This window comes from Enterococcus lemanii (assembly GCF_016909125.1).
GTDB classification, from domain to species: Bacteria; Bacillota; Bacilli; order Lactobacillales; family Enterococcaceae; genus Enterococcus_I; species Enterococcus_I lemanii.
On the sequence record NZ_JAFBFD010000005.1, the window covers coordinates 1 to 16,759 of the forward strand.

Consider the following 16,759-nt stretch of genomic DNA (forward strand, 5'->3'; position numbering starts at 1 on the left):
GAATTGCATGCTTTGGATTTAGAACCCATCATTCCACTAAAATCCGTGCCGAAAAACGATGGAGAAGTCGATGCTTTTTACGCCCCAACTTGCCTGCTTGAACATAGCTACAAATATGATAGCTATGATCGTCGATATGGTGCCATTAAATATGTTCAGCCGAAAAGCCACTGTAAAACTTGCCCGTTACAGCATGAAGGCCTGTGCCAAAAAGTGATAAAAATCAAACAAATGAATGATCCAAGAAAGTACAATCATCCAGCTCGTGGCACGCAGTCTTGGGTGTTAAAATATAACGAACGAAGCAGCGTGGAGCGGGTCAACGCTTATTTAAAAGAGAATTACCAACTCAACGATACTCGTTTTTACAAAGCCCAGCATGCCGTTGTTTTTTACCATTTAATCCAACTTACTTACAATGCTCGAACCTTTGCGAATCAACGTTTTGCCAAAAAAGTAACCGAAAAGGAATAGTCATGAAATTTCGAAAAATTTACACAATTCGAAATTGGATGAGTGTTGTCTTTTCTATAAAAGTGAATTATGAAATTGGTTCCATTAAAAACTTCCACTAATAAATTATTGATACTTTCAAAATCAGGGCTCATTTCCTCACCATCCAAATAGTTTGATTATCAAATCATTTGACAATCAAACTATAATTTATATTGGTAATAAATGCAAGCTTATTTTTCATTATTTAAACAGTAAACAAGCTTATTTTTTATATTTATATAACAAAAACACTGATAAATCAGTGTTTGAAAGGTTTTTATAAAAAATAAAATACATTTAAATATTTTATTCAAATTTGCTTGTTTTCAAGAAAACAAGGTAGAAATTCTTGAAAAGCAAAAATATATTTTACAAAGCTTAAGTGGTGTAAAAAAACTGAAAAGCAGGATTTATCCTTCTTTCCAGTTTTTTATTATTGAATTAAATCATAAATTTCAATAGCTACCATGTCGATATTATCAAATTGATATGGCTGATTTGACTGACTCTCAGTTAATTCAAAAGTTTCTGTTGAATGATCATAGCTAACGGTACATTTTTCCACGCCTTCTTTTTCAAAACGACGAATTTGCACTTCATTATCTTGTGCTTCAATCATTGCCTCTAAACGCTTAATGATCGCGACTAATTGAGAATGTTTCATTCACTAGTCCTCCTTTTTCTCACTTCTGTTACATTGTATCAAAAGTATAGAGCTCTTGCATTTATTTTTAGCATTTTTTTTAATTTTTTTTATTCTTTTTCATTTGTCGGCCACCAAAGTTTAATTAAGGCTTGCGTTCCGGCATCAGAAAAGCCTTCCTCGGCTAAGTTTTCATACAACTTAAGAGCTAAATCAGTCATTGGCAAAGCTAAATTCATTTTCTCAGCTTCGTCTAAAGCAATTTTTAAATCCTTAACAAAATGTTTAACAAAGAAGCCGGCACTATAATCATTGGCTAAAATTCGTGGCCCATAGTTGGTAAGCGACCAATTGGCGGCACTTCCTCCTGATAAGGTTGCGATAACCTTATCTAGATCTAATCCAGCTTTTTTTGCATAAACGAGCGTCTCTGTTAAGCCAAGCATCGTGCTTGCTACCATAATTTGATTTGCCATCTTGGTGTGTTGCCCTTTGCCAGCACTACCATGGAGCGTGAAGCTTTGACCAAACGCTTGAAAGAGTGGCAAAACTTTTTCGTAAATCGCTTTTTCGCCACCGACCATAATAGTTAAGGTTCCTTTTTGCGCTCCTAAATCCCCACCTGAGACAGGCGCATCCAGACTATGTGCTTGACGCTTGTTTGCGGCTTCTGCAATTTTCACCGCTAAAGAAGGCGTACTTGTGGTCAAATCAACAAATATTTTATTCGTAATATCAGTAGCAAACAAGCCCGTTTCAGCAGTAAAATAGATTGCTTCAACGTCATTTGGATAGCCTACCATTGTAAAAATGATGTCACTGGCTTGTGCGACTTGCTTTGGTGTCTCGCCCCACTTTGCACCCATTTGAATTAGTTCATCTGCTTTACTCTTAGTCCGAGTATAAAGGGTGACTTCATAACCTTTTTTCATTAAATGTTTGACAATTGACTGGCCCATTACCCCTGTACCAATAAATCCTACTTTCATTTTTACGCCCACCTTTAATTTATTATTTCACTAAAATTTTGAATGATTTCAATTTACTTTTTAAACTTTCACTCTTTGAATGTTCCATTTTTTCTTGTGTAAGCTGTTGAAAATGTTGTTGCATTTCTAAATAAAATCGAATCATCTCTTCGCCAAAATACTCGGCCGAAATTTCATGCATTTTCACTTGATGAACAATCGGATCAAATGGTTGATCCACTTGCATATAAGCTAAAACAGTTTTAGGAAAATCTTCTTCTTTTTTAAAAGTACAACCAAGCGACGGGTGACTTAAGAGATTATCTAAATAATCATTACCTAAAACAACCATTTGCGTTTTCGCTGCCATCGCTTCAGTATAAGTTAATCCTTGGGTCTCAGAGGTTGAAGCACTCACAAGGTACTTCGCCGCTCGATAATAGATTGCAACATCTTCATTTGGAACTTCTCCGACAAATATAACAAAAGAAGTTAAGTTCATTTTTTCTACAAGTTGTTGAAGCTCTTCTTTATATGGGCCGTTACCAACAATCATTAGTCGAACTTGCGGTTGTTGTTCAATGATTTGAGGCAAGCCACGAATAATCGCTTGGATATTCTTTTCATAAGAAAGCCGGCTCAATGAAAGTAGTAAGACGTTCTCTGGTCCCACGTTCCACGACTCACGAACAGAGGCAACCATTTTTTCAGTAATATCGGTTCGATCAAAGCGTTCTAAATGGATACCGGTTGGAATAATTCGCATCGGAACCGTTGCACCATACCGGCGAAGCGTATCAACAACTCTTTGGCTCGGACAAACAATCCCTGTCGAATGATTAACAAATTGGCGCGAAAGGTATTTTACATGGCTTGGTCGTACAATTTTTCCTTTTGCAACATAATGTAAATAATCTTCGTACATCGTGTGGTACGTATGAATAACTGGGATTTTCATTTTTTTTGCAACGAGTTTCCCTAATAAACCCGCACCAAATTCTGTATGGGTATGGATCAAATCTAATTCGTGCATTTTAGCCATTAAGTAAGCATCCCACATTCCTCGGATAACGACTCTTCTTTCTTTAAATGAAATAAAAGGGACGCTTGGCATGCGTATGATATTTACTTCATCTTTAGGTGCTTTTGGATCTGTTGTTGTAAAAATGAGTACCTCATGTCCTTGTTTTTCCAGCTGATCTTTTAATGTCTTAATTGATGTCGCTACTCCGCTAACTTGTGGCAGATAAGTATCGGTAAAAAAACCAATTTTCACAAAAAAACCTCCTAACTTCCCTAATTAATAGAAAGTACCTCTTCGTATACATTTTTTAATTGCTTGCCTATTTCTTTTAAATTCCTTGCCTCTGCACTCAACAATCCTTTTTGTGTTAAATCTGGTAATTGTCCTTCAACAATTTTTTCTAAATAATTAGCAAATTCTTCGTTTGTTTTTCCCATGTAACAATTCTCTCCATGAAATAACCATTCATCATAAACAGGAATTTTTCTAACTAAAATATTTTGTCGACTGGCTAATGCTTCTAACACAACAATTCCTTCTGTTTCTTCATAGGAAGGAAAGAAAAATAAATCCGCACCAGAATAAGCCCCCTCTAAAATATCACCTTTGATGTACCCGGGGAATATGACATTGCTTGGATGGTTACCTTGAACAATTTTTCTAATTTGACTAGGAATTGAATACAATGGCGTATCTCCAAACCAAATAAACGTATATTGTGGAAATTTTTTAGCGATTTCAATAAAATCAATAATTCCTTTCCGCTCAAAATATAAGCCCACTGAAATAATTACTTTTTGATCCGCAGCTAAGCCAAAATACGCGCGAAATTTTTCTTCTTTGGATTGGTTAGGAGCATACTTTTCAATTTCAATCCCATTCGAAATCACATCGATTGGTTGCTTGATGCCATAACTATGGATGAGTTTTTTTGAATAAGGAGTTGGCGTAATCAAGCGATCGGCAGAGGAATACAATCGAACTAAGCGTTTTTTATAAAGAGAGGATAGCTGATTTGAGCCTATAAAAGAATTGCGAAAATCTTCTTCCGTTGAATGCGCATGATATATAATTTTCTTTTGATTTTTCCGGGCTTGTTTAATCACTTTTTGACTATGAATGCCGTAAGTATTGATATGTAATATATCATAATCTGTTTGATTTAATTCGCAAGTATATTCAACATCGACCGCCTCTAACGCTTTTCTTTGGTGGTCGTAGGCACGGCCAATTCCTGATTTTGAAAGTAGGTGTTTTCCTTCAAAATAAAGCAACACTTTCATGAAGTTTCCCTCCTAAGTTATTTTCTTGCCTAAGTATAACATAGGAGATTAAGCAATTCCCCCTTCTATAGTCTGATTTTTTAACCCAACGATTTTTAGAGTTTATTTTTAAACAAACAGATTAATCAAAATCTGCAAAAGTAAGTGGCGGGTAAATTTGTGATTTATATATTAGAAGCTTCCGATCTTGATAAAAGTCCACGATTTTCCGTGTTTTACCGTTAAAAGTCTTGCATTTATTCTATAAAATATCGAAGTCAAACTAAAACGGCCCCATAGATAAGAATAGTTTGAAAAAAGCACCTGAGCGATTGGGCCACTTTACTTAATCGGCAGACATTATATAAGGTATCTCTCTTGAAATTCAAAAAAACACGTACTCTTGTCCGAATCGACAAGAGTACGTGTTTTAAAAAAGGTTATTTGATGTATTCTTCCATAATTTCAAGAACATCTTCCATTGTATCGCACTCTGTTAAGGGACGATCAGCTAATTCTTTCATTTTACTTGTATCTAATTTTTTCATTAGGCTACGAGTTTTAAGGATTGAAGTCGCACTCATAGAAAATTCGTCCAGACCAATTCCCATTAACAATGGAACAGCAGTTTGATCGCCAGCCATCTCGCCACACATACCTGCCCATTTCCCTTCAGCATGTGCTGCATCAACTACATTTTTAATTAAACGTAAGATTGATGGGTTATATGGTTGGTAAAGGTAAGAAACTTGTTCGTTCATACGGTCTGCAGCCATTGTATATTGAATTAAGTCGTTGGTTCCAATACTGAAGAAATCAACTTCTTTTGCAAAGCGATCAGCAATGATAGCTGCTGCCGGAATTTCAATCATGATACCAACTTGAATCGTATCAGAAACGGTTACTCCTTCAGCAATTAATTTTGCTTTTTCTTCATCGTATAGTTTTTTCGCTGCTCTAAATTCTTTCAAAGTAGCAACCATTGGGAACATGATACGTAAGTTACCATACACAGAAGCACGTAATAACGCACGTAATTGTGTACGGAACATGCCCTCACCTAGTTCAGATAAACTAATACGCAATGCACGATAACCTAAGAATGGGTTCATTTCGTGTGGTAATTTTAGATAAGGTAATTCCTTATCACCACCGATGTCCATTGTGCGAACAACGACTGGTTTACCATCCATGCCTTCTAGTACTGCTTTATAAGCTTCAAATTGATCTTCTTCTGTTGGGAAATCAGGCGAGTCCATATATAGGAACTCTGTACGATACAACCCAACTCCTTCAGCGCCATTGTTATGAACACCCTCTAAATCTTTAGGTGTTCCAATGTTTGCTGCTAGTTCAAAGTGTTTGCCGTCTGCCGTTACTGTTTCAGCATTTTTTAATTTTTCCCATTCCGCTTTTTGTGCAGCATATGCTTCACCAGCTTTTAGGAACTCAGCTTTTTGTGCTTCTGTTGGATGCACAATGACATCGCCTTCGATTCCATTTACTGCTAAAATATCACCAGCTTTTACTTTATCTGTAATTACACCGGTTCCAACAATTGCAGGAATTTCTAAAGAACGAGCCATAATGGCTGAGTGAGAAGTACGTCCACCAATATCCGTTACAAAGGCTTTCACAAAATTACGATCTAATTGAGCAGTATCGCTTGGCGTTAAATCGTGTGCGACAACAATTACTTCTTCGTTAATCATTGATGGGTTTGGCAATGTAACATTTAATAAGTGAGCTAAAACACGTTTAGCTACATCGCGGATATCCGCGGCTCTTTCTTGCATGTAAGCATTGTCTTCCATCGCTTCAAACATCCCAATATACATATCCGTTACTTCTTTCAATGCAGACTCTGCATTGACTTTTGTATCAGTAATTGTTTGTTTGATTTGACCAACCATTTCTGGATCACTTAAGACCATTAAATGTGCATCGAAGACTTGTGCCTCTTCTTCGCCTAAGCTTTGTGCTGTTTTATTTCGAATTTGTTGTAATTCGTCAGAAGATTTGCTTAACGCTTCATCTAATCTAACCGTTTCTGCAGAAGTATCTTCTACCGTTGTTTTTGTAAAGGATAAGTCAGGTTGTACTAATAGATAGGCTTTTGCAACAGCGACTCCATCACTTGCAGCAATTCCTTTTAGCATTTCAACCATTAGTTAGACAATCCTTCCTTTTTCATTGTTTCAGCGATTGCAACCATTGCTTCTGCTTCGTCTGTTCCTTCAATAGTAATTGTTACATCAGATCCTTGACCTACGCCTAAAGACATAACGCCCATGATTGATTTAAGGTTTACTGATTTACCTTTGTACTCTAAGTTAATATCAGAGTTAAATTTGCTCGCTGTTTGAACTAATAAAGTTGCAGGACGCGCATGAATTCCTGTCTCAGCAATTACGTGAAAATCTTTCTTTTCCATATCGATTAATCTCCTTCATGAAATCAATTATTTTTTTAAGGAACCTTAATTAGATATCGTGTAGATGGCTAATTATAAGTTACCCTTTCAATAGTTAAGGTTACCATTTTTTTAAGACTTAGACAACTATTTTTGTAATAATTACTAATAATCTCCTAGATTATTTGTTCAAGTTGACATATCGGTAAACAACCGTTCCTTCTAATTCTGCTTCACCGACATAAGCTTCTCGGTTTTCTAAAGTTAACCAAACCTCGCGAAATGAGATGAATTCGTCTCGTTTCACAATAATTTCAGTAATTTCACCGTCCCTTAGTTGCTGAAGCTCTTCAATAAAATTCCGTTCACTCATTTATATTTATTCACCTCGAATCTTCTTATTTTCTACTTAATTATAAGCGTTTTTCTTTCACTTGCAAAGAATCCTTTAAGCACTCAGGTAAATTGCTTGCCAATTTTTCAATTCCTTGTATAATAAAATCACAAAGGTCAAAATAGGTCAATGAATTATTTTAACCTTTTAAAAATTCCCTAAAGAAAGCTAGGTGTGAAAATATGTTATGTCAAAATTGTCAAAAAAATGAAGCAACCATTCACTTATATACAAATATCGGCGGGCAAAGAAAGCAAATTGACTATTGTCAGAACTGTTATCAAGCAATAAAAAATCAACAAATCCCCCCTCAGGCAGATAACGGCCCAAAAGATCCTTTTGGTTTTAATAATCTCGAAGACCTTTTCCGCCAATTTTCTCAAGGAATGCGACCAGAAAACCAAATGCACCAAACCGGACCTGCAACTAAAAGTGGCGGAGGCAACCATCACTTTGGTGGTCCAAATGGAAATCAGCCCCAAAACAATTCGCTACTAAATGAATTTGGCACAAACATTACTGAACTCGCACGTCTTGGAAAAATTGACCCTGTGATTGGCCGTGATGCAGAAATTAAGCGAGTAATTGAAATTTTAAATCGACGAACAAAAAATAATCCTGTGTTAATTGGCGAACCTGGTGTCGGAAAAACAGCCGTTGTTGAAGGTTTGGCTCAGAAAATTGTTGATGGAACCGTTCCTCAAAAATTAATGAATAAAGAAGTCATTCGTTTAGATGTTGCTTCTTTAGTTCAAGGAACTGGAATTCGCGGACAATTCGAAGAGCGTATGCAAAAATTAATGGACGAGGTAAAACAATCAGACAATATCATTTTATTTATTGATGAAATCCATGAAATCGTCGGTGCCGGTAGTGCTGGTGAAGGAAACTTGGATGCTGGGAACATTTTAAAACCTGCACTTGCACGTGGCGAACTCCAACTGGTTGGCGCAACAACTTTAAATGAGTATCGTATCATTGAAAAAGATGCTGCTTTAGAGCGAAGAATGCAGCCCGTGCGTGTTGAAGAACCAACTGTTGAAGAAACAATTGAAATTTTAAAAGGACTGCAACCGCGCTATGAAACGTATCATCACGTGCGTTACACAGATGAAGCAATCAAAGCCGCTGCTATTTTGTCCCATCGTTACATTCAAGAGCGCTTCTTACCGGATAAAGCAATCGATTTACTTGATGAATCAGGATCTAAAAAGAACTTGACGATTCAATTACTCGATCCTGCAGTGATTGAAAGCCGTCTAGCACAAGCCCAAGAACAAAAAATGCAAGCTTCTCAAATAGAAGACTTTGAAAAAGCGGCTTACTATCGTGATCAAATTGCTAAATTTGAAGAGATGAAACAAACACAAATGAGTAACGAAGAAATACCTGTTATTACAGAAAAAACGATGGAAGAAATTGTGGAAGAACAAACGGGTATTCCAGTTGGTGAATTAAAAGAAAAAGAACAAATCCAACTAAAAAATTTGGCGACCGATTTAAACAAACACGTGATTGGTCAAACTGAAGCGATTGAAAAAGTTGCTAAAGCGATTCGTCGCAATCGTGTTGGTTTTGGTAAGAAAAACCGACCAATTGGTTCTTTCTTATTCGTCGGCCCGACAGGTGTTGGAAAAACAGAATTAGCTAAGCAATTAGCTTATGAAATGTTTGGTTCAAAAGAAGCCATGATCCGCTTTGATTTATCTGAATACATGGAAAAACACAGTGTCTCTAAATTAATTGGTTCCCCTCCAGGTTATGTCGGCTATGACGAAGCAGGACAATTAACAGAAAAAGTTCGTCGTAATCCTTATAGTCTAATTTTACTAGATGAAATTGAAAAAGCGCATCCCGATGTTCTCCATTTATTCCTCCAAATTTTGGAAGATGGACGACTAACCGATGCCCAAGGAAGAACGGTTAGTTTTAAAGATACTTTAATTATTATGACTAGTAATGCTGGTACGCGCAATGTTGAAGCAAATGTTGGTTTCGCTGCTTCAAGAGAAGGGATTAGCCGTTCGATTTTAAATCAATTGCATCATTATTTTGCACCCGAGTTTTTAAATCGTTTTGATGGCATCGTTGAATTTAAAGAACTTTCAAAAGAAAATCTATTAGCGATTGTTTCGCTGATGATTGATGAAGTAAACGATCAACTCAGTGAACAAGGAATTTCAGTGACCATTACACAAGAAGTTCGAGAAAAACTTGTTGACCTCGGTTATAACCCTAGTATGGGGGCGCGTCCTTTGAGAAGGGTGATCCAAGAACAAATCGAAGACGGCATTGCTGAATTTTATCTCGATCAGCCAAAAGAAAACCAACTAATCGCCATTTTAACTGAAGATGGAAAAATTGAAATTCAAGCGTTCGTTGAAACACCTCCAATCGTCACCGTTGACAACAATTAAAATTTTACTTAAAAGAGTAGGGATTAAAAAAGTCTCTACTCTTTTTCATCCCCGATTCGATAGTAGTAGAAACACTTTTTCATCATTCTTTATTTTCAGTATGACTTTTATTATATTAAATTTAAAATTCCGGCTAAAAAATAGCTCTTTTTGACTTTTTTAACTAAAATTGGTCGATTTTACTTTCATTCTGGTTAAATTATAATTATAATTATCTTAACAAAGAAAAAAAGGCGAGGTGATTTAGATGCGACTTATTAATGTAACCAATAGTTATTCCCGGCTTGTGCTCCAACAACTCGAAAATACCGATGCAGAGTTAGTTAAAGTTTACACATCGGGTAGCCTAACGATTATTTATACGTCTGCACCACTACACAATGAGATAGTCATTGTAAACAAAAAAAGACCGATCAAATCGGAAGAAGTTGATGAAGTCTTAAAAATATTCTTAAGCAAACCTTCTTCTGCTAATGCGCTTAAAGAAGAAGTTTCAATTGTAACTGCCGCCCCTGGCTTAGTTGAAATTTCGATTCCAAAAAAATTAAATAGCAGTCAGCATCGCGTATATGGCTAAGCATCACTTCCTATACACGAAAAGAAACTAGCAATCAACTATGGGTAAGATAGTCTGATTGCTAGTTTTTTTTACATTAAACTCTTTAATTTCACATCTGGATATTTATCCGCAAACCAACGTTCCGCAAATTGGTTTTCAAATAAGAATAATGGTTGATCAAAACGGTCACGAGCTAAAATATTACGACTTGAACTCATTCGCTCATCTAGATCTTTTGGATCAATCCAGCGAGCAATTTTCGAGCCCATTGGCGTCATGACAACTTCTGAATTGTACTCATTAAGCATGCGATGTTGAAAGACTTCAAATTGTAATTGACCAACGGCACCTAAAATGTATTCTTCCGTTAAATAGGTTTTATACAATTGAATGGCCCCTTCTTGTACAAGTTGATAAATCCCTTTATGAAAAGACTTTTGTTTCATCACATTTTTGGCTGATACTTTCATAAACAATTCCGGCGTAAAAGAAGGCAATTCTTCGTAAGCAACGTTTAGTTTTCCTTCAAAAATCGTGTCCCCGATTTGATAATTCCCTGTATCGTAAACACCAATAATATCACCAGCAACCGCTTCTTGCACATTTTCTCTTGAGTCAGCCATAAACTGGGTCACGTTACTTAATTTCATTTTCTTTTTCGTTCGTTCTAGTGTGACATCCATTCCACGCTCAAAAGTTCCGGAGCAGACGCGGACAAAAGCAATCCGATCTCGGTGAGCGGGATTCATATTTGCTTGAATTTTGAAGACAAAACCTGAAAATTCTTCTTCATATGGGCTAATTGAACGACCATCAATGGTATCGTGAGCGTAAGGGGCATGTGCAAATTGTAAAAAGGTTTCTAAAAAGGTTTGTACACCAAAATTCGTTAATGCTGAACCAAAGAAAACGGGTGTTTGTTCGCCACGTGCGACTTTTTCTGGATCAAACTCGTCGCCAGCTTCGGTTAACAACTCAACTTCTTCTAATACTTGCTCATAGATACTATTTTTAGTTAACGGGTAATCCTTTGCTAACTCCCCGTTTTCATCAAGTGAAGTAAAACGTTGCCCACCATAATTTTCTGGACGGTAAAACTCAACTCGACGATTGTAAATATCGTATAATCCTTCGAGCCCTTTTCCCATACCAAGTGGCCAATTCATTGGGTAAGACTCAATATCGAGCAACTCTTCTAGTTCTTCTAATAGATCAAGCGGGTCTCGCCCGTCGCGATCTAGTTTATTAATAAAAGTAAAAATCGGAATTCCACGGCGTTTTACAACTTGGAATAATTTTTTTGTCTGTGCTTCAATCCCTTTTGCACTATCAATTACCATAACCGCACTATCGACGGCCATTAGCGTTCGGTAAGTATCTTCCGAGAAATCCTCATGCCCAGGAGTATCTAAAATATTCACACGTTTTCCTTGGTAATCAAATTGCATAACCGAACTTGTAACTGAGATTCCTCTTTGTTTTTCAATTTCCATCCAGTCAGAAGTAGCAAAGTTCCCTGTCTTCTTTCCTTTTACCGTTCCGGCTTGGCGAATCGCCCCACCAAAAAGCAAAAGTTGTTCTGTAATCGTTGTTTTCCCTGCATCCGGGTGAGAGATAATCGCAAACGTCCGGCGACTATCAACTTGGTTTTTTAACTTTGGATTGTTCATATATATCTATTAATCCTTCCTTTTAATTCTCTTTATTAAAGTGAGCAAATTTCAACTTTCATAGTATAACATGGATTGGGCGCTGACAAAAGACTCTCATCTTCTTAAAAGTCGCGAATCGATCACTCAAAAGAAAGACTGTGACAATTTACTGGCCACAGTCTTTTAAAATTATTCTTAGCTTATCTTCTTGGTTCGTCTTCTTCAAAGTCTTTTCGAAAGAAGCGTCTTTCTTCTTCTGGTTCGACTTCTACTTTTTCAGGATCGTGGAATACGACATGAATTTTTAAAACGCGCGCGCCTTCCATTTCTTCTGACGTCAACGTAATATTGTCTACATTAAAAGATAATTTTGAATCTTTTTCAGGAATTGTCCCTAATGCTGTAATTAAATACCCCGCCATTGTATCGACATCTGACATATGTAGATCAGTATTAAAAGCCGTGTTAAACTCATCGATTAACATTCGACCTTGAATCATATATTCATGGTCATTGATTTTTTCATATAAAGTTTCGACTTCATCTGATTCATCATCAATTTCTCCGACAATTTCTTCTAATAAATCTTCTAGTGTGACTAGACCAACGACGCCGCCATATTCATCAAGTAAAATCGCCATTTGATTTTGGGTTTTCTTTAATTCGTAAAGCAAATCGTCAATAAAAACAGTCTCGGGTACGAATAACGGTTCTTGTAGCAATGCATGGATATCTAAGTGTTCAAAACCAGCTTCATACGCACCTTTAAGTATGTTTTTTGTATGTAAAATACCAATTACTTTATCTTTATCCTCATTGTATACAGGAATCCGTGAGTAATTTTCAGATAAAATCCGAATAAGTGTTTCTTTCACTGGATCATTAATGTCTACCATAAACGCGTCTGTTCTTGGAACCATTACTTCTCGAGCAACTTTTGTATCTAGCGAGAAAATCCCTTGAACCATTTCTAATTCATCGTCTTCTAAGACGCCTTCGTTTTCTAACATGTAACGCATTTCGTCACGTGTCATTTTCGTATCTTCATCATCAAATTCCATTGGTGTTATACGCGATAATAAATTCGTTGAAGCTGAAAGCAACCAGACAAAAGGTTTCGTGATGATTCCCAATATCCGAATGACACCTGAAGTATACCTTGCGACCTCTTCTGATTTATTCATCGCAATTCGTTTTGGATACAATTCACCAAATACAATTGACACATACGTTAAAATGGTTAAGACAATAAACGTAGCAATACTTTTAGCTGCTGCGCCATTCCCAATAATAGGTGCTAAACGAACCGCAAGACTGTCTGCAAGTGACGCCCCTGATAAGATGTTTACCAAGGTAATCCCGACTTGAATCGTTGATAAAAAATTGGTTGGATTATTTAAGATTGTTAATATTTTTTGTGATTGTTTGTCGCCTTCTTCTGCTTTTTGTTCCACTCGGTTCTTATTGATGGATACAACCGCAATTTCTGACGCAGCTAAAAAAGCATTGATCAAAGTTAAGACGATTAATAAAATAATTTGCGCTAGTAGCGACTGACTCTCGGGGTCAGCATTCATAGTTGTTTTCTCTCCTTGTTTCTTAAAAATTTTTATAAAAAAAGCGTGGGTTTCACCACGCTAAAATCGTATCATAATCTTTGAATCAATGCAATAAAAAACATTTGTTAAAATAGATTATCCATACAAAAAAACTTAACGGTAACTCTTGCTTTATATTTACTAACATTCTTAACCCTAGCAAGTAATTGTCTAGAATAAATCCAAAAGAAAGTTATTTTAAACTTTGCTTCTTTAACATTTCGGGCTATACTTAAGTGAGGTGATGAAAGATGAAAATCATAAAAAGAACCAAAGACACAATGAGTCAAATTTATTTAGATGCCCTTTTTATTCGCCATGAAGTATTTGTAAAAGAGCAACAGGTCCCGATTGCGCTTGAGATTGATGAACAAGAAGCCAAAGCAATCCATTTCGTTTTATATGAAAACGAGGAAGCACTTGCCACTTTGCGTCTCCTACCACTCGGAAACCACGAGGTAAAACTACAACGAATGGCCGTTTTACCCGCTCATCGACAGCGACATTTTGGCAAAGACTTAATTGTAGCTGCACAAGATTTTGCGAAAGAACAAGGTTTTAATAAAATTAAACTCGGAGCACAAACAACGGCCATCCCTTTTTACGAACATCTAGGTTTTGTGCCTGAAGGTGAAGAGTTTTTAGATGCTGGTATTCCTCATCGAGCGATGAGCAAAAATATAATAAATAAAGAAGACTGGTTTTAAGCCAGTCTTCTTTATTTATTTCTGTGACAATTGCTTGTAACGATTGTACCAGATATCTATATATCCTGGTGAAAAAGGTCCCTTTTCATTATTAATCCAATCAACTAAAATCTTGACATTTTCTTTTAAAATAAAATCAATATCATCTGGATAACCCATGATTTTACTGTGTAATTCATACTCATCGACATCCAACAATCTTTTTTCTCCATCTGGAAAAACTTTGATATCTAAATCATAGTCAATATACTTTAGTGCTTCTTCATCTAGTAGATAAGGCGAAGCAAGATTACAATAATAGGAAACCCCCTTTTCTCGAATCATGGCAATAATATTAAACCAATATTTTTTATGAAAATACACAATCGCTGGTTCTCGTGTCACCCAACGACGACCATCAGATTCTGTCACTAATGTATGATCATTTACGCCAATCATCGAATATTCACTGGTTTTTAAGACCATGGTATCACGCCACGTGCGATGCAAATTGCCATCATGTTTGTAACTTTGAATACTTACAAACTCTCCTTCTCTTGGAACTCGCATAGCAACCCTTCCCTCAGCGGCATTTTACGCATTTGTTTGGGTGTTCATCGTTCTGACACCACCATCGTTCATATTATAGCAATAAATTTCGTTGTTGCCTAGATAACATTTTAATGATTCACGTTTTCAAGCCATTGTTTGACTAATTTTTGCTGCATTGTTGGAAAAACGACTTGCGAGAAATCAAGCGGTTTTAACCACTGGCTATTTTCTAACTGAATTTCTTCCTTTGTTCGCCCATAAAATAAAAGCAAATGCCACTTCAAATGACTAAAGACATGGGTCACTTCCCCTAAATGACGTTTTTGCCAAACCACTGGAAATTCTGGAAAAGGTTCAACTTCTTCTTCTGCAACTAAAAATAAATCGCCTTGTTGATTTTGCGGTGTCATTTTTTCTTTCATTTCTAAAAAGGCTACTTTTGAAACTTCCTCTAAAGGAAAATGCCACATATTCGCTAACAATCCTTGCGTCGGCCTTTGAACAATTAAAAGTTCACCAACTGCATTTTCAATTACTGCAACAAAATAATAGACGTCTTTTGGCGGCTCTTTTTTAGTTTTCACGGGATATTTTTCTTGTGTATCAGTCTTGTATGCATAGCAAAACTTACTTAGCGGACAATTGTTGCAATCAGGCTGCTTAGGCGTGCAAACACTTGCTCCTAAATCCATAAACGCTTGATTCATATCACCTGGACTTTCAGTTGAAATAATCTCGCGAAAAGCCTGATCAAAAACTTTTCGACTACTGGCTTTAGCAATGTCTGCATCAATGCCAAACAAGCGGCTCCCTACCCGCATAAGGTTGCCATCAATTGCCGGTTCAGGTAAAGAAAAAGCAATACTGCCAATCGCCCCTGCTGTATAAGGGCCGATCCCTTTTAAACTTTGAATTTCTGTAATGGTTGCTGGAAACTCACCAGCAAACGTCGTCATGACTTGTTGAGCAGCAATTTGTAAATTTCTAGCGCGCGAATAATAACCTAATCCTTCCCAAACCTTTAATAATTCTGATTCTTCTGCTTGGGCCAATGCTTCAATCGTTGGGTATTTTTCCATAAAACGATGATAATACCCGACAACTGTTTCAATTCTGGTTTGCTGTGACATAATTTCTGATATCCAAATTTGATAAGGATTTGTCGTGGTGCGCCACGGTAAATAGCGTTTGTTTTGATAGTACCATTTTAAAAAAATAGTTTGAAAATCGGTTATCTCTTGTGCTTGCCATTGTTTTTCTTGGTCATTCATCTTGTAGTAATTCCTCATTAATAAAAACTTGTATTTGATCTAGTTGAAACCCTTTTTGATACAATTGGGTTTTAATTTTTTGCTTTCTTTGTGAGTATGGTAAGCGTTGATGTCGGCGAATAAGCTTTTGGCCTTCTTTGACAAGCGCTTGCCATTCCATTTCTTCGTCTTTTTCAACTGCTAAATTTGCCATTGTTTGTTGAATGATTTCTGAACTAAAACCTTTTTGCATTAAGCCTATTTTGATTTTATTCAATGCTTCTTGATGACTTTTTCGTTGATATTTCTTCAACGCTTTTTCAGCCGCCTTCAATGAAACTTCTAGTTGGTCTTCAAGTGTATATAAGTGCATCGCCGATTGGATGATTTCTTCGTGAATCCCTTTTTGTTTTAACTGTTGTGATAAATAAAAAGGCCCTTTGTCACTTAGACGTATTTGTGTACGAATGTAGCTTTCCGCAAAAACTTGATCGTCAATTAAACATAATTCCTTTAAACGCAGCATAATTTTTTTGCGATCCGTTAGCGTAATTTCTTTTTTCTTTAAATATTGATCCATTTCTTTTTCACTACGTAATTGATAGCTAACATAGTTATAGGCCAACTGTAAGCCAATTTCAACGCCCGATTCCTCTTGGATTGCTTGATAGGTAGCGTCTGTAATTTCCATTCCTTTTAACAGCCGATGCTTAACAAGAACATCTTCTGAAACACGAATTTTTTCGCCACTTTCAAAAGTTACAGTATAAAAAGTTTGTTTTTCTTTTACAATTTGCTTTACAATCATCTTCTCACCTCACAAATTACCAACTTATAGTTTACCAC

The 16,759-nt window shown here is 36.4% G+C and carries 16 protein-coding genes; 4 read left to right on the plus strand and 12 right to left on the minus strand.

What is annotated here, in order from left to right; translation table 11 throughout:
- Positions 1-474 (plus strand): transposase (locus JOD14_RS02230; RefSeq protein ID WP_239576048.1); only part of this gene is annotated, 474 nt, incomplete at its 5' end.
- A gap of 454 nt (positions 475-928) precedes the next feature.
- On the opposite strand, the gene JOD14_RS02235 is transcribed toward JOD14_RS02230, so the two are convergent.
- The 7 genes from JOD14_RS02235 to JOD14_RS02265 all read right to left on the minus strand — a co-directional run bounded on the left by JOD14_RS02235 (position 929) and on the right by JOD14_RS02265 (position 7,178).
- Positions 929-1,159 carry a YkuJ family protein gene (locus tag JOD14_RS02235; RefSeq protein WP_204653067.1) on the minus strand — a complete coding sequence of 77 codons (231 nt, stop codon included), beginning with the start codon at positions 1,157-1,159 and terminating at the stop codon, positions 929-931.
- Between the two features lie 89 nt (positions 1,160-1,248).
- Positions 1,249-2,127, minus strand: a complete 879-nt coding sequence (locus JOD14_RS02240; protein ID WP_204653068.1) for an NAD(P)-dependent oxidoreductase — start codon at positions 2,125-2,127, stop codon at positions 1,249-1,251.
- 22 nt (positions 2,128-2,149) lie between these two features.
- Positions 2,150-3,382 (minus strand): glycosyltransferase, encoded by a 1,233-nt coding sequence (locus JOD14_RS02245; RefSeq protein WP_204653069.1) that lies wholly within the window; start codon positions 3,380-3,382, stop codon positions 2,150-2,152.
- 20 nt (positions 3,383-3,402) lie between these two features.
- Entirely contained in the window at positions 3,403-4,413 is a 1,011-nt protein-coding gene (locus JOD14_RS02250; RefSeq protein ID WP_204653070.1) for an LTA glycolipid anchor biosynthesis glycosyltransferase, IagA/BgsA family, read from the minus strand.
- Positions 4,414-4,832: 419 nt separating this feature from the next.
- Complete coding sequence (gene ptsP / locus JOD14_RS02255) at positions 4,833-6,560, minus strand: phosphoenolpyruvate--protein phosphotransferase (protein WP_204653071.1); 1,728 nt, start codon at positions 6,558-6,560, stop codon at positions 4,833-4,835.
- A complete protein-coding gene (locus tag JOD14_RS02260) occupies positions 6,560-6,826 on the minus strand; it encodes a phosphocarrier protein HPr (protein ID WP_204653072.1) in 267 nt (88 codons plus the stop codon). The genes ptsP and JOD14_RS02260 overlap by 1 nt, the downstream gene beginning before the upstream one ends.
- Before the next feature lie 160 nt (positions 6,827-6,986).
- Positions 6,987-7,178: a hypothetical protein gene (locus JOD14_RS02265; RefSeq protein WP_204653073.1), complete on the minus strand. Its 192-nt coding sequence runs from the start codon at positions 7,176-7,178 to the stop codon at positions 6,987-6,989.
- Positions 7,179-7,381: 203 nt separating this feature from the next.
- On the opposite strand from JOD14_RS02265, the gene JOD14_RS02270 reads away from it, so the two are divergent.
- Together JOD14_RS02270 and JOD14_RS02275 are read left to right on the plus strand one after the other, a co-directional pair.
- Entirely contained in the window at positions 7,382-9,616 is a 2,235-nt protein-coding gene (locus tag JOD14_RS02270; protein WP_204653074.1) for an ATP-dependent Clp protease ATP-binding subunit, read from the plus strand.
- 247 nt (positions 9,617-9,863) lie between these two features.
- Complete coding sequence (locus tag JOD14_RS02275) at positions 9,864-10,193, plus strand: DUF1827 family protein (RefSeq protein ID WP_204653075.1); 330 nt, start codon at positions 9,864-9,866, stop codon at positions 10,191-10,193.
- Between the two features lie 71 nt (positions 10,194-10,264).
- On the opposite strand, the gene JOD14_RS02280 is transcribed toward JOD14_RS02275, so the two are convergent.
- Both JOD14_RS02280 and JOD14_RS02285 read right to left on the minus strand, forming a co-directional pair.
- Positions 10,265-11,845, minus strand: coding sequence for a peptide chain release factor 3 (locus JOD14_RS02280; protein WP_204653076.1), 1,581 nt, complete (start codon positions 11,843-11,845; stop codon positions 10,265-10,267).
- Between the two features lie 182 nt (positions 11,846-12,027).
- Positions 12,028-13,404 carry a hemolysin family protein gene (locus JOD14_RS02285; RefSeq protein WP_204653077.1) on the minus strand — a complete coding sequence of 459 codons (1,377 nt, stop codon included), beginning with the start codon at positions 13,402-13,404 and terminating at the stop codon, positions 12,028-12,030.
- Between the two features lie 272 nt (positions 13,405-13,676).
- Here JOD14_RS02285 and JOD14_RS02290 point away from each other — a divergent pair, with 272 nt between their 5' ends.
- The gene (locus tag JOD14_RS02290; protein WP_204653078.1) at positions 13,677-14,132 is read left to right on the plus strand and encodes a GNAT family N-acetyltransferase; all 456 of its coding nucleotides are present in this window, start codon (positions 13,677-13,679) and stop codon (positions 14,130-14,132) included.
- A 15-nt stretch (positions 14,133-14,147) separates the two neighbouring features.
- On the opposite strand, the gene ntdP is transcribed toward JOD14_RS02290, so the two are convergent.
- The 3 genes from ntdP to recX form a co-directional block, all read right to left on the minus strand.
- Positions 14,148-14,681, minus strand: coding sequence for a nucleoside tri-diphosphate phosphatase (gene ntdP / locus JOD14_RS02295; RefSeq protein ID WP_204653079.1), 534 nt, complete (start codon positions 14,679-14,681; stop codon positions 14,148-14,150).
- A 110-nt stretch (positions 14,682-14,791) separates the two neighbouring features.
- Positions 14,792-15,934, minus strand: a complete 1,143-nt coding sequence (mutY, locus tag JOD14_RS02300; RefSeq protein ID WP_204653080.1) for an A/G-specific adenine glycosylase — start codon at positions 15,932-15,934, stop codon at positions 14,792-14,794.
- The gene (recX, locus tag JOD14_RS02305; protein WP_204653081.1) at positions 15,927-16,721 is read right to left on the minus strand and encodes a recombination regulator RecX; all 795 of its coding nucleotides are present in this window, start codon (positions 16,719-16,721) and stop codon (positions 15,927-15,929) included. Before recX ends, mutY begins: the two co-directional genes overlap by 8 nt.
- Positions 16,722-16,759 lie beyond the last annotated feature (38 nt).

What these genes read in the sequence shown, in the direction of transcription:
- JOD14_RS02285 (WP_204653077.1), bottom strand. Translation starts at nt 13,404, where the DNA reads ATGAATGCTGACCCCGAGAGTCAGTCGCTACTAGCGCAAATTATTTTA.
- JOD14_RS02250 (WP_204653070.1), bottom strand. Translation starts at nt 4,413, where the DNA reads ATGAAAGTGTTGCTTTATTTTGAAGGAAAACACCTACTTTCAAAATCA.
- ntdP (WP_204653079.1), bottom strand. Translation starts at nt 14,681, where the DNA reads ATGCGAGTTCCAAGAGAAGGAGAGTTTGTAAGTATTCAAAGTTACAAA.
- JOD14_RS02275 (WP_204653075.1), top strand. Translation starts at nt 9,864, where the DNA reads ATGCGACTTATTAATGTAACCAATAGTTATTCCCGGCTTGTGCTCCAA.
- JOD14_RS02290 (WP_204653078.1), top strand. Translation starts at nt 13,677, where the DNA reads ATGAAAATCATAAAAAGAACCAAAGACACAATGAGTCAAATTTATTTA.
- ptsP (WP_204653071.1), bottom strand. Translation starts at nt 6,560, where the DNA reads ATGGTTGAAATGCTAAAAGGAATTGCTGCAAGTGATGGAGTCGCTGTT.
- JOD14_RS02235 (WP_204653067.1), bottom strand. Translation starts at nt 1,159, where the DNA reads ATGAAACATTCTCAATTAGTCGCGATCATTAAGCGTTTAGAGGCAATG.
- JOD14_RS02240 (WP_204653068.1), bottom strand. Translation starts at nt 2,127, where the DNA reads ATGAAAGTAGGATTTATTGGTACAGGGGTAATGGGCCAGTCAATTGTC.
- mutY (WP_204653080.1), bottom strand. Translation starts at nt 15,934, where the DNA reads ATGAATGACCAAGAAAAACAATGGCAAGCACAAGAGATAACCGATTTT.
- JOD14_RS02265 (WP_204653073.1), bottom strand. Translation starts at nt 7,178, where the DNA reads ATGAGTGAACGGAATTTTATTGAAGAGCTTCAGCAACTAAGGGACGGT.
- JOD14_RS02260 (WP_204653072.1), bottom strand. Translation starts at nt 6,826, where the DNA reads ATGGAAAAGAAAGATTTTCACGTAATTGCTGAGACAGGAATTCATGCG.
- JOD14_RS02270 (WP_204653074.1), top strand. Translation starts at nt 7,382, where the DNA reads ATGTTATGTCAAAATTGTCAAAAAAATGAAGCAACCATTCACTTATAT.
- JOD14_RS02280 (WP_204653076.1), bottom strand. Translation starts at nt 11,845, where the DNA reads ATGAACAATCCAAAGTTAAAAAACCAAGTTGATAGTCGCCGGACGTTT.
- recX (WP_204653081.1), bottom strand. Translation starts at nt 16,721, where the DNA reads ATGATTGTAAAGCAAATTGTAAAAGAAAAACAAACTTTTTATACTGTA.